Consider the following 11,859-nt stretch of genomic DNA (forward strand, 5'->3'; position numbering starts at 1 on the left):
TCTACTGCGCCGCCGCGGAGGGCGCCCGGTCGAACGGCAGGCGGCGCGCCTTCAACTCCTCGGCGATCAGGAAGGCGAGTTCGAGCGATTGCTCGGCGTTCAGGCGAGGGTCGCAGAACGTCTCGTAGCGCTCCGGCAGATCCATCATGGTCAGGCCATGCGCGCCGCCGATGCATTCGGTCACTTCATGCCCGGTCATCTCGACGTGAACGCCGCCCGCCCAGGTCCCCTCGGCGGCATGGGCATCGAAGAAGCCGCGCACCTCGGCCAGGATCGCGTCGAAGCTGCGGGTCTTCAGCCCGGCGTTGGAAGAAATGGTGTTGCCGTGCATGGGATCGCACAGCCACACCACCCGCCGCCCCTCGCGATGCACGGCGCGCAGCAGCGGCGGCAGGAAGGTGGCGATCTTCTCCGCCCCCATGCGGCTGATCAGGGTCAGCCGTCCGGGCTCGTCGTCGGGATTGAGCAGGTCGATCAGGCGCAGCAGGTCGTCCACGGAAGTGGAGGGACCGACCTTCAGCCCCAGCGGATTCTTCAGCCCCCGCATGAACTCGACATGCGCGCCGTCCGGCTGGCGGGTGCGGTCGCCGATCCACAGGAAATGCGCCGAGCACCCGTACCAGTCGCCCGAGGTGGAATCGACACGGGTCAGCGCCTGCTCGTAAGGCAGCAGCAACGCCTCGTGGCTGGTGAAGAAGTCGGTCTCGCGGATCTGCGGCGTGGTGCCGGAGAAAATGCCGCAGGCCGACATGAAGGCCAGCGTCTCGTCGATGCGGTGCGCGAGATCCTGGTAGCGCTCGACCAGCGGGGAGCGGGCGACGAAGCCCAGGTTCCAGCGATGCACCTCGTGCAGATCGGCATAGACACCGGTGGCGAAGGCGCGCAGCAGGTTGAGCGTGCCGGCGGCCTGGAAATAGCCCATCTCCATCCGGTGCGGATCGGGCACCCGCGCTTCCGGCGTGAAATCGGGGCCGTTGACGATGTCGCCCCGGTACGAGGGCAGGGTCTCGCCATCACGGGTCTCGGTGTCCGAGGAGCGCGGCTTGGCGAACTGCCCGGCCATGCGGCCCAGCTTCACCACCGGGACCGAGGCGCCGAAGGTCAGCACCACCGCCATCTGCAGCAGCACGCGGAAGGTGTCGCGGATGATGTTGGCGGTGAAGTCCTGGAAGCTCTCGGCGCAATCGCCCCCCTGCAGGACGAAGGCACGCCCCTCGGCCGCCAGCGCCAGCGCCGCCTTGAGCCGGCGCACCTCACCGGCAAAGACCAGCGGCGGGTAACCGCGCAGCTTCGCCTCCACCGCGGCCAGGGCGGCAGGGTCGGGATAAGCGGGGACCTGCCGGATGGGGCGGCTGCGCCAGGAATCGGGGGTCCAGGTGGTCGACATCGGCATGGCTCCTGCCCGGACCGGACCGACGCCGGTCGGGTGTAAGGGGGCGGTTATCCCTCGAATGACGGCGGTTGACTACTCTCGCCAGCGCCCGGCCCCCATGCCGGGGAAAGACAAGGCGAGGGCTCTGCCCTCGACCCGGCAGGGGCCACAAGGCCCCTGCACCCCATTCTCGCTGCGCGGCAAAGAAAATTCATGGGTTCCAAGGGCGAAGCCCTTGGCAGGTCCAGGGCAGCGCCCTGGTGGGGCGCGGGGCAACGCCCCGCCAACGCCCCGTCAGGCCCCGCCGCCCACCCCCATTTCCGCCGCGCCCATTTCCTCGGCCGGGGTGCCGGTGGCGTCCACTTCCTCGACCGTGGGCGCCAGTGCCACCCGCGTACGCGTGCGCAGTGTCACGAATTCCTCGGCCGCGGTCGGGTGGACGCCGACGGTGCGGTCGAAATCCTGCTTGGTGGCCCCGGTGTTGATGGCGATCGACAGGCCCTGGATGATTTCCGGGGCATCCTCGCCCAGCATATGGGCGCCCAGCACGCGCTGGGTCTGCTGGCAGACCACCAGTTTCATCAGCGTCCGGCGCGGCCGCCCCGACAGGGTATGCCGCATCGGCGTGAACCGGGTCACGTAGATGTCGGCGGGTCCCTGCAATGCCGCCTGTTCCTCCGTCATCCCGACCGTGCCGATCGGCGGCGAGGAGAACACCGCCGTCGCGACCGCATCCAGCACCCATTCCCGCGGTCCCGGTCCGAACAGGCGCTCGGCCAGCGCGTGGCCTTCGGCAATGGCGACGGGGGTCAGGTTCAGGCGGTTGGTGACGTCGCCGATGGCGAAGATATGCGGCACGGAGGTCTGCGCCTGGCCTTCCACCAGCACGGCGCCGAAGCCGTCGGTCGCCACCCCGGCCCGGTCCAGCCCGAGTCCCTTCGTATTGGGCAACCGGCCGGTGGCGACGAAGACCAGGTCGGCCTCGATGTCGGTGCCATCCGCCAGCACCACCCGCTTCGCCTCGCCCGCGGCCGTGACCGAGGCGATGGTGGTGCCGGGATGCAGGCGGATGCCGCCGGTTTCCATCGCTTCCGCCAGTGCCGTGCGCAGGTCCTCGTCGAAGCCGCGCAGCGGCAGAGGCTGGCGGTAGACAAGGTCCACCGTCGCCCCGAGCCCGGCGAACAGCCCGGCGAATTCCACGGCGATATAGCCGCCGCCGAGGATGACGATCCGGCGCGGCAATGCCTTCAGATAGAAAGCGTCATCGGATACGATGGTGTGTGCAGCTCCCGGAAAATCCGGCCGCACCGGGGCGCCGCCGGTAGCCACCACGATCCGCCCGGCGGTGACCCGCCGGCCGCCGACATCGAGGGTATGGGCATCCAGGAACGTGGCGCGGGCGTCGAAGATGGTGCAGCCCGCGCCTTCGAGCAGGCGGCGATAGATGCCGTTCAGCCGGGTGATCTCGTGATCCTTGGCGGCGATCAGCGCGGCCCAGTCATGCCGCGCCGGCGGCACGTCCCAGCCGAAGCCGCGCGCGTCCTGCAGGGCGGCGCCGTATTCGGACGCCATGACCAGCAGCTTCTTCGGCACGCAGCCGACATTGACGCAGGTGCCACCCCAGAACCGCTCCTCGGCGACGCCGACACGGGCGCCATGGCTCGCGGCGATGCGGGCGCAGCGGACGCCCCCGGAACCGCCGCCGATGACGAAAAGGTCGAAGTCGTAGGACATGCTTGGGCCTCGTTGTCGGTGCGCCAGAACGCCGGGGGAGTCTCCAGAACGCCGGGGGAGTCTTACGTACCGATGCCGCCGAGGGCGAGGTACTTCACCTCCAGGTACTCGTCGATGCCGTATTTGGACCCCTCGCGGCCGAGGCCGGACGCCTTCATGCCCCCGAACGGCGCCACTTCGGTGGAGATGATGCCTTCGTTGATGCCGATGATGCCGTATTCCAGCGCCTCGGCGACGCGGAAGATGCGGCCGATGTCACGGGCATAGAAATACGACGCGAGCCCGAACGGGGTGGCGTTGGCCAGCCGGATCGCCTCGGCCTCCGTGGCGAAGCGGAACAGCGGGGCCACCGGACCGAAGGTTTCCTCGTGGAAGATCACCGCATCCGCGGGCACGTCGGCGAGCAAGGTGGGTTCGAAGAAGTTACCGCCGAGGGCATGCCGCCTGCCGCCCGTCACCACCCGGGCGCCGCGCTGCAGGGCGTCGGCGATATGCGCCTCGACCTTGGCGACGGCCTCGGCATTGATCAGCGGCCCCTGGGTGACGCCGGCTTCCATGCCGTTGCCGACCTTCAGGGCCTCGACCGCCACCTTCAGCTTCGCGGCGAAGGCATCGTAGACGCCCTCCTGCACCAGCAGGCGGTTGGCGCAGACGCAGGTCTGCCCGGTGTTGCGGTACTTGCTGGCGATCGCGCCCTGCACCGCGGCATCGAGGTCGGCATCGTCGAACACGATGAAGGGCGCATTGCCGCCCAGTTCCATGCTGGTCTTCTTGATGGTCGGCGCGCACATCGCCAGCAGCTTTGCCCCGACCTCGGTGCTGCCGGTGAAGGTCAGCTTGCGCACCAGCGGGTTGGATGTCAGTTCGGTGCCGGTCTCGCCGGAGGGGCCGGTGATGACGTTGCACACGCCGGGCGGCATCCCCGCGCGCTCGGCCAGCGCGGCGATGGCCAGCGCCGAGAACGGGGTCTGGCTGGCGGGCCGGATCACGCCGGTGCAACCCGCCGCCCAGCCCGGGCCGGTCTTGCGGGTGATCATGGCGGCCGGGAAATTCCAGGGCGTGATCGAGGCGAACACCCCGATCGGCTCCTTCAGCACGAGGATGCGCCGGCCCTTGAGGTTCTGCGGGATCACGTCGCCATAGACCCGCTTGCCTTCCTCGGCGAACCATTCGAGGAAGCTGGCGGCATAGGCGATCTCGCCGCGGCTTTCGGCGAGCGGCTTGCCCTGCTCGGCGGTCATGATGACCGCGAGATCCTCGGTATTGGCGAGCATCAGCTCGTAAAGGCGGCGCAGGATGACGCTACGCTCCTTGGCCGTCATCGCCCGCCAGGACGGCAAGGCGCGGTCGGCGGCTTCGATCGCCCGGCGGGTTTCGGCCGCCCCCATGGCCGGCACGGCCCCGATCGGCTCGCCGGTGGCCGGATTCCCGACCACCAGGGTCTTGCCGCTGTCGGCCTGGACCCATTTGCCGTCGATGTAGTTGGCCTGGCGGAAGAGCGTGGGATCCTTCAGCGGCAGCGAAGCGGCAGGGGTCTGCATGGCGGTCCCTCCTTGTGGCGTGGTTGCCGGACAGATAGCCCCATCACCGGGGGATGTCAGGGGGCGGGGCCGCCGATCCCTCGCCTTCCGCGCGCGGATGTGCCAAAAGAAACCATCATGCTGATGGATCAGATTTCCGCCCAGTGGCTGCTGCTGGCCGCCACCGTGGCGTTCCTGCTCGGCTGTGCGCTGATCGCGCTCCGCCCGGACAGATGGTTGCTGGCGATCGTGCCCCTGGTCGGCGGGATGGCGCTCGGTGGCGCGCTTTTCGCGGGCCTGCGCTTCTGACGCTGTGGGGCGGGTGCGGCTGTTCCAGCAGGCCCCCGTTTTCCCACACCTGGCCTGCCGGGACCGGCATCTCCGCGCACGCGGGATGCCGGGGCATTTCACGTGTCGATGCGTGGGCGTCAAGAACTGTCCACAGAAAATGACGCCTCAGGCGTAAAAGCGGATTGACACATTACAGGCCGGCAATCTACTCTCCATCCGTGTTCACGAGCTGAGCGCCGAATGTCCGCGGGTGATGGTCTTGTCGGGCGTTACCTCTCGACAATGGTCGTGCCTCTTGATTTCGGCGGTAGCTACAACACCCAATTAAGAGAGGATTAACCATGGCGAACAGCCTGTCGGGCCTCACCGACGACGAAGCCCAGGAATTCCACAACCAGTTCAAGACCACCTTCTCGGCCTTCCTCGGCGTCGCCGCGGTTGCGCACCTGCTCGTGTGGGTCTGGAAGCCCTGGTTCTGAGGAGAAGCATCCCATGCAGTACGATCCCATCAAGAACGACTACAAGATCTGGCTGGTTCTGAACCCGAAGGTTTGGCTGCCGGTGATCTGGATTGCCGCCCTCGTGGTCGCGATCGCCGTGCATTTCGCCGTTGTCTCCCAGCCCAAGTTCAACTGGATCAACGGGCCGGTTAAGACCGTCGCGGCGAAGTAAGAAGCGCTTCAGCGCATCTTGCTACAAATGGCGGGCAGAGCTTTCAGGGCTCTTCCCGCCATCGTCGTTTTTGACAGATCGCGAAATTTGCCTTTCTGAATACATTCAGTAAACACCATCACATTTGGGTCAATGCAACGGCCCATGACTGCCAGATCAGCACAAATCGGAAGGATTGCACGCTTTGAAGCCCGTGCAGGACTTCCCGCCCCCTCCCTGAGACACTGACAGAACGGCAACCCGCGCCTCGGCATCCCGTTGGCATTGCGTCAGCACGGCCGGACAAGACCGTCGGGCCGTAGGGGGAAATGCGAGGTGACGGCCATGGACGCAGCACCACGGCCCATCCCCGATGTCGGGGGATTTCTGCGCAAGGCCACCCTGGCGGCCCGCCTCGGCCGCATCGGCGTGATGGTTCGCCGCGGCGGGCTCACCTACCTTTCGGCCGAGCGCCTGCTGCGGATCAGGCAGGAACTCAAACGACTGCAGCGGGACAATGTGCCGGGCGAGGCGCTCGAGTTCGGCGTGGCGCTCGGCGGCTCGGCGATCATGATCGCGCGCCATGTCCGCGGACAGCGGCGTTTCCTCGGCTATGACGTGTTCGGCCTGATTCCACCGCCGGGCGCGAAGGACCCGCAGGCCGCCCACCAGCGCTATGCCGAGATCACTTCCGGTCATTCCGCGGGAATCGGCGGCCAGCTTTACTATGGCTACCGCAACGACCTGATGGGGGAAGTGTCAGGCCGGCTTGCCAGCTTTGGTGTACCGGTGGATGGCCACAGCGTCACGCTGGTGCAGGGCCGGTTCGAGGAAACCGTGCCGGCCACCCTGCCGGACCAGGTGGCCTTCGCGCATATCGATTGCGATTGGCATGACCCGGTCGCGCATATCCTGGCATCGCTGCTGCCACGCCTGTCGCCGGGTGCGGCGATCGTCATCGATGACTACGAGGATTATGGCGGCTGCCGCAGCGCCACCGATGCGTTCCTCGCGGCCCATCCGGAGATGGAAATGATGGCGACCTCTCCGAACGCGCTGCTGCGCCGGCGCACGACGCCCCGACAATCCGCATCGTGAAGAAGGCAGGCCGGCCGCGCGGCCGGCCTGCCCCGTCCTTCATTCGACCGTCACGCTCTTGGCCAGGTTGCGTGGCTGGTCGACATCCGTGCCCTTCAGCACCGCCACGTGATAGGCGAGCAACTGCACCGGGATCGCGTACAGGATCGGCGCCACGAACGGATCGACCGCCGGCATCACGATCGTTTCCGCCGCGATTCCCTGCAGCTTCGCCGCCCCGGCCGCATCGCTGAACACGATCACCTGACCGCCGCGCGCCGCCGCCTCCTGCAGGTTGCTCGCCGTTTTCTCGAACAGCGGCCCCGACGGCACCGTGGCGATCACCGGCACCGTTGGGTCAATCAGCGCGATCGGCCCGTGCTTCATCTCGCCCGCAGCATAGCCCTCGGCGTGGATGTAGCTGATTTCCTTCAGCTTCAGCGCGCCTTCCAGGGCAATCGGGAAGCAGTTGCCGCGGCCGAGATACAGCACGTCGCGCGCCTTGGCGATGCGCGCGGCGATGCGGCGGATCGCCGCGTCATGCTCCAGGATCTCGGCGGCACGCCCGGGCACCTCAAGCAGGGCCTGCGTCATCGCCGCTTCCTGCGCAGCCGACAGCGTACCGCGGGCCCGGCCGGCAGCGAGCGCGAGGCAGGCCAGCACGGCAAGCTGCGCGGTGAAGGCCTTGGTGCTGGCAACGCCGATCTCCGGCCCCGCCACGGTCTGCAGCACCGCATCGCTCTCGCGGGCCATGCTGCTTTCCTCGACATTGACCACCGAGAGCACGTGCTGGCCCTGCGCCTTCAGGTAACGCAGCGCGGCGAGCGTGTCGGCGGTCTCGCCGGACTGGCTGACCAGCAGCCCGAGCCCGCCCTGCGGCAGCGGCGGCGCGCGGTAGCGGAATTCGGAGGCGACATCACCATCGGTGGGGATGCGGGCGATGCTCTCGAACCAGTAGCGCCCGACCAACCCGGCATAGAAAGCCGAGCCGCAGGCGGTGATGGTGACGCGCGAGATCCCGGCCAGATCGAACGGCAGCTCCGGCAGCACCACCGCGCGCGTGCCGGGATTGACCATCTGGCGCAGCGTGTCGCCGAGCACCGCGGGATGCTCGTGCAGCTCCTTCTCCATGAAGTGGCGGTAGTTGCCCTTGCCCACGGCGGCGCCGGACACGGCGGTGCGCTTGATCTCGCGCGTCACTTCCGTGCCCTCGGCATCGAAGAAGGTCGCGCCCTCGCGCGACACCACCGCCCAGTCGCCATCCTCGAGATAGGCGATGCGCTGGGTGAGCGGGGCGAGCGCCAGCGCGTCGCTGCCCACGTACATGGCCCCCTCGCCGAACCCCACCGCCAGCGGCGCGCCGTGACGGGCCCCGATCATCAGCTCGGAATGGCCGGCGAAGATCATGGCGAGCGCATAGGCGCCCTCCAGCCGGCGCAGCGCCGCGGCAGCGGCTTCCACCGGAGTCGCGCCACGGGCGAGCAGCAGGTCGACCAGTTGCGCCACCGTCTCGGTATCGGTTTCCGTGCGGAATTGCTGGCCCGCCGCTTCCAGCTCGGCGCGCAGCTCCGCGTGGTTCTCGATGATCCCGTTATGCACCACCGAGACCCGCGCGGTGCCATGCGGATGCGCATTGGCCTCGGTGGGGGCACCATGGGTGGCCCAGCGGGTATGGCCGATGCCGGTGGTGCCGGCGAGTTCCTCGCGCGCCAGCGCATCGGCCAGGTTGAGCAGCTTGCCCGGCGCGCGCCGCCGCTCGATATGGCCGTTCACCAGCGTGGCGATGCCGGCGCTGTCATAGCCGCGGTATTCCAGGCGCCGCAGCGCCTCCAGCAACAGCGGCGCCGCCGGTCGCGACCCGATGACGCCCACGATCCCACACATGCGTCCGTGTTCTCCGCTGTTCAGGATTTCGCTTGCTTGTGCCGGGCGCGGAAGGCAGCGGCCCGGCCCGGCTTTTCGACCTGCGGCGCGCGGCCGAAGGCCATCGCATCCGCCGACACGTCCTGCGTGATCACGCTGCCGGCGCTGATCAGGGCGCCGTTGCCGATCGTTACTGGCGCGACGAGGATGGAGTCCGAGCCGACAAACGCCCCCTCCCCGATCACCGTGCGGTACTTGCCGAAGCCGTCATAATTGCAGGTGATGGTGCCGGCACCGATGTTGCTGCCGGCCCCGATCTCGGCATCGCCCAGATAGCTCAGGTGGTTGGCCTTGGCGCCCTCGCCGAGCAAGGTGCCCTTGAGCTCGACGAAATTGCCGACGCGGGCACGGGCGCGCACCACCGTGCCCGGACGCAGCCGGGCGAAGGGGCCGATCTCCGCCCCCGGGCCGACATGGCAGCCTTCCAGATGGCTGAAGGCGCGGATCTCCGCCCCGGCCTCGACGGTCACGCCACGGCCGAACACCACGTTGGGGCCGATCGTGACATCCGCCGCCAGCCGGGTGTCGGCACAGAAGAACACGCTGGCGGGATCGGTCAGGGTCACCCCCGCCTCCATCGCCGCCACGCGCAACCGCGCCTGCACCACCGCCTCGGCCTCCGCCAGCTCGGCACGGGAATTGATGCCGCGCAGTTCCGCCTCCGGCGCTTCCACCGCGGCGACCAGGGCGCCCTCGGCCCGGGCGAGCGCCACCACGTCGGTCAGGTAGTACTCGCCCTTGGCGTTGTCGTTGCGGACGGCGTCGAGCCAGCCCCGCATCCGCGCCGCATCCGCGCACAGCACACCGGCATTGCACAACCCGACGCTGCGTTCCTCGGGCGAGGCGTCGGCCCATTCGACTATGCGATCGACGAAGCCGTCGCGGCCGATCACCCGGCCGTAGCGGCCCGGATCCTGCGGACGCATGGCCAGCAAGGCGAGCCCCGCGTCACCGGCGGCGCGCCGGTCGCGCAGGCGTTGCAGCGTGGCGGGCGTGATCAGCGGGTTATCGGCATAGAGCACCGCCACGTCGCCGTCGCCGAACAAAGCGGCGGCCTGGCGCGCGGCATGGGCGGTGCCGAGTCGCTCCTGCTGCACCACCACCGGATGCGGGGCGGCAACCTTGGCGAGCGCCTCCATCTCCGGGCCGACCACCACCACGATGCGGTCGAACACGGTGGCGCAGCTATCAATCAGGTGGCAAAGCATCGGTCGCCCGGCGATCGGATGCAGAGCCTTCGGCAGGGCCGACTTCATGCGGGTGCCAAGACCCGCGGCAAGCAGCACGGCGGTTGCGGAGTTCATGCGCCTGGGGTAGCGGCGGGGCCGCGCGGCTGTCAAAGGACAACGGCCTTGCAGGATGGCCGGCAGGGTCAAAATTGATTTCGCCCCGCAATACTCCCCCCGCCTGCCCGGATGGACCCTGCATGACCCGTACTCTGGTACTCGACCTCGACGGCACCCTGGTGGATTCAGTGCCCGACCTGACGGCAGCGCTGAACCGGCTGATGGCGACGCGGGACCTCCCCGGCTTCCCCGAGCCGGAGGTCATGCGGATGGTGGGTGACGGCGCGGGCGTGCTGCTGCAGCGCGCCTTCGCCGCGCGCGGCCGCAGCCCGGACGCGACGGCGCTGGCTGATTTCCTCGCCGATTACGGCGCCAACGCCGCGGTGCACACCCGCGCCTTCCCCGACGTGCCGGAAACCCTGCAACGCCTCACCGACCTGGGGTGGCGCCTGGCGGTGTGCACCAACAAGCCGGAGGCGCCGGCACGCACGCTGCTGGGGGCGCTGGGGCTGGCACGGTTCTTCGCGGCGATCGGCGGAGGAGACAGTTTCCCAGTCCGCAAGCCCGATCCGGCGCATCTGCTGGCGACGCTGACGGCCGCCGGGGGCACACCCGCGCAGGCGGTGATGGCGGGGGATCACCACAACGACGTGCTGGCGGCGAAGGGGTTGGGCATGCCAGCGATCTTCGCCGCCTGGGGCTATGGATCGGCGGAGGTGGGACAGACGGCGAACGCGGTGGCGGCACGGTTCTCGGAGTTGCCGGAGATCGCGGCGCGGCTGCTGGATCAGAAAAAGTAAGGCCAGGGCGCTGCCCTGGACCTGCCAAGGGCCACAAGGCCCTTGGATCCCATTCGCGCTGCGCGGCACAGAATCATGGGTTCCAAGGGCGAAGCCCTTGGCGAGGTCCAGGGGCAGAGCCCCTGGTGGGGCGCGGGGCAACGCCCCGCCGATGGCGCCCGGTCAGCCCGGCAGGGCCACGATCTCGATCCAGGTGGCATTGCCGCCCGCCGCCGCCGCCGCGCAGCGCGACAAGGCGCCGCTCTCCGGGTCGATCCGGTAGCTCGCGACCGCCCCGCTCTGCTGCCCCGCGCACAGCAGGAACCGCCCGTCCGGCGTGATGGCGAAGCCGCGTGGCACCGGCTCGGCCGCCACGCTGCCGAGCGCCTCCAGCGTGCCGTCCTCGCGCAGCCGGAACCCGCACAGCACGTTGCAGGACCGCTCGCTGGCATAGAGGAAGCGTTCGTCGGGCGTGAGATGCAGGTCGGCCCCGGCCAGGGGCGTGCCGGATGCCGGCGGCGGCACCAGACGCAGCGACTGCAGTTCGGTCAGCACCCCGCCCGCCGGGTCGCGCGCGTAGGTGGTCAGGGTCGCGTCCAGCTCGTTGACGCAATAGAGCAGCGTCCCGCCCCGGGCGAAGCGCAGATGCCGCGGCCCCGCGCCGGCGGCGCTGCGCGCGACCGGCACCGGCACTGTCCCCAGCGCGCCCGTAGCCGGATCGAAGGGCTGGCGCAGGATGACGTCCCCGCCCAGCACCGCCGCATAGACCGCGCGGTTCTCCGGATCGGGCAGGATGCTGTGCGCCTTCGGCGGCGTGACCAGCACCGCCACCGGCTCCCCCGGCACGCCATCGGCGCCGACCGGCGTCACCGCGAGCCGGGCGCCGTGATAGGACGCCCCCAACAGGAACCGTCCGCTGCGGTCGGTGGCGAGATACGCCATGGAAGCGGCCAGATGGCCGGTGCCGGTCAGGGTCAGCCCCCCGTCATCGCCGATGGCGAAGGCCGAGACCGGGAAGGGCGGATTGCGGCAGGCGGCGTAAAGGGCGCGCCGGTCGGGGCTCAGCGCCAGCGCCATGGAGGTAGGCACCGGGTCGGTCGGGCCCGGCACCCGGACGCGCCCGCGCGGGATGAGCGCGCCGCTGTCCCCATCCAGCCCGAAAAGGACGATGGCGCTCTCGGCGGCGCAGGACACATAGGCGATCTGGCGTGTCATGCGGTCTCTCC

Annotated in this window: 11 protein-coding genes; 5 read left to right on the forward strand and 6 right to left on the reverse strand. The window is 69.2% G+C overall.

Annotated elements, in window-relative coordinates:
• Window position 1: 1 nt before the first annotated feature.
• From NBY65_RS03810 to gabD, 3 genes are all read right to left on the reverse strand, one after another.
• Window positions 2-1,387 carry a class II 3-deoxy-7-phosphoheptulonate synthase gene (locus NBY65_RS03810; RefSeq protein ID WP_250265631.1) on the reverse strand — a complete coding sequence of 462 codons (1,386 nt, stop codon included), beginning with the start codon at window positions 1,385-1,387 and terminating at the stop codon, window positions 2-4.
• 279 nt (window positions 1,388-1,666) lie between these two features.
• Window positions 1,667-3,106 carry a glutathione-disulfide reductase gene (gene gorA, locus NBY65_RS03815; protein WP_150043157.1) on the reverse strand — a complete coding sequence of 480 codons (1,440 nt, stop codon included), beginning with the start codon at window positions 3,104-3,106 and terminating at the stop codon, window positions 1,667-1,669.
• A gap of 62 nt (window positions 3,107-3,168) precedes the next feature.
• Window positions 3,169-4,647, reverse strand: a complete 1,479-nt coding sequence (gene gabD / locus NBY65_RS03820) for an NADP-dependent succinate-semialdehyde dehydrogenase (protein ID WP_150043156.1) — start codon at window positions 4,645-4,647, stop codon at window positions 3,169-3,171.
• Window positions 4,648-4,764: 117 nt separating this feature from the next.
• On the opposite strand from gabD, the gene NBY65_RS03825 reads away from it, so the two are divergent.
• The 4 genes from NBY65_RS03825 (at window position 4,765) to NBY65_RS03840 (ending at window position 6,666) form a co-directional block, all read left to right on the forward strand.
• On the forward strand, window positions 4,765-4,935 hold the full coding sequence (locus NBY65_RS03825) for a hypothetical protein (RefSeq protein WP_162530749.1): 171 nt from the start codon (window positions 4,765-4,767) through the stop codon (window positions 4,933-4,935).
• Window positions 4,936-5,258: 323 nt separating this feature from the next.
• A complete protein-coding gene (pufB, locus tag NBY65_RS03830; RefSeq protein ID WP_150043155.1) occupies window positions 5,259-5,396 on the forward strand; it encodes a light-harvesting antenna LH1, beta subunit in 138 nt (45 codons plus the stop codon).
• Between the two features lie 13 nt (window positions 5,397-5,409).
• Window positions 5,410-5,589, forward strand: coding sequence for a light-harvesting antenna LH1, alpha subunit (pufA, locus tag NBY65_RS03835; protein WP_150043154.1), 180 nt, complete (start codon window positions 5,410-5,412; stop codon window positions 5,587-5,589).
• Window positions 5,590-5,913: 324 nt separating this feature from the next.
• Complete coding sequence (locus NBY65_RS03840) at window positions 5,914-6,666, forward strand: TylF/MycF/NovP-related O-methyltransferase (protein WP_150043153.1); 753 nt, start codon at window positions 5,914-5,916, stop codon at window positions 6,664-6,666.
• 39 nt (window positions 6,667-6,705) lie between these two features.
• Here NBY65_RS03840 and glmS read toward each other — a convergent pair whose 3' ends face one another.
• Both glmS and glmU read right to left on the reverse strand, forming a co-directional pair.
• Window positions 6,706-8,529, reverse strand: a complete 1,824-nt coding sequence (gene glmS / locus NBY65_RS03845) for a glutamine--fructose-6-phosphate transaminase (isomerizing) (RefSeq protein WP_150043152.1) — start codon at window positions 8,527-8,529, stop codon at window positions 6,706-6,708.
• A 20-nt stretch (window positions 8,530-8,549) separates the two neighbouring features.
• Entirely contained in the window at window positions 8,550-9,872 is a 1,323-nt protein-coding gene (gene glmU / locus NBY65_RS03850; protein WP_150043151.1) for a bifunctional UDP-N-acetylglucosamine diphosphorylase/glucosamine-1-phosphate N-acetyltransferase GlmU, read from the reverse strand.
• Window positions 9,873-9,994: 122 nt separating this feature from the next.
• Here glmU and NBY65_RS03855 point away from each other — a divergent pair, with 122 nt between their 5' ends.
• The gene (locus tag NBY65_RS03855; protein WP_150043150.1) at window positions 9,995-10,654 is read left to right on the forward strand and encodes an HAD-IA family hydrolase; all 660 of its coding nucleotides are present in this window, start codon (window positions 9,995-9,997) and stop codon (window positions 10,652-10,654) included.
• Between the two features lie 162 nt (window positions 10,655-10,816).
• On the opposite strand, the gene NBY65_RS03860 is transcribed toward NBY65_RS03855, so the two are convergent.
• Window positions 10,817-11,848 (reverse strand): lactonase family protein, encoded by a 1,032-nt coding sequence (locus NBY65_RS03860; RefSeq protein WP_150043149.1) that lies wholly within the window; start codon window positions 11,846-11,848, stop codon window positions 10,817-10,819.
• Between the last annotated feature and the right edge of the window lie 11 nt (window positions 11,849-11,859).

Origin of the sequence: Rhodovastum atsumiense (genome assembly GCF_937425535.1) — a bacterium.
In the GTDB taxonomy this organism is placed as follows: domain Bacteria; phylum Pseudomonadota; class Alphaproteobacteria; order Acetobacterales; family Acetobacteraceae; genus Rhodovastum; species Rhodovastum atsumiense.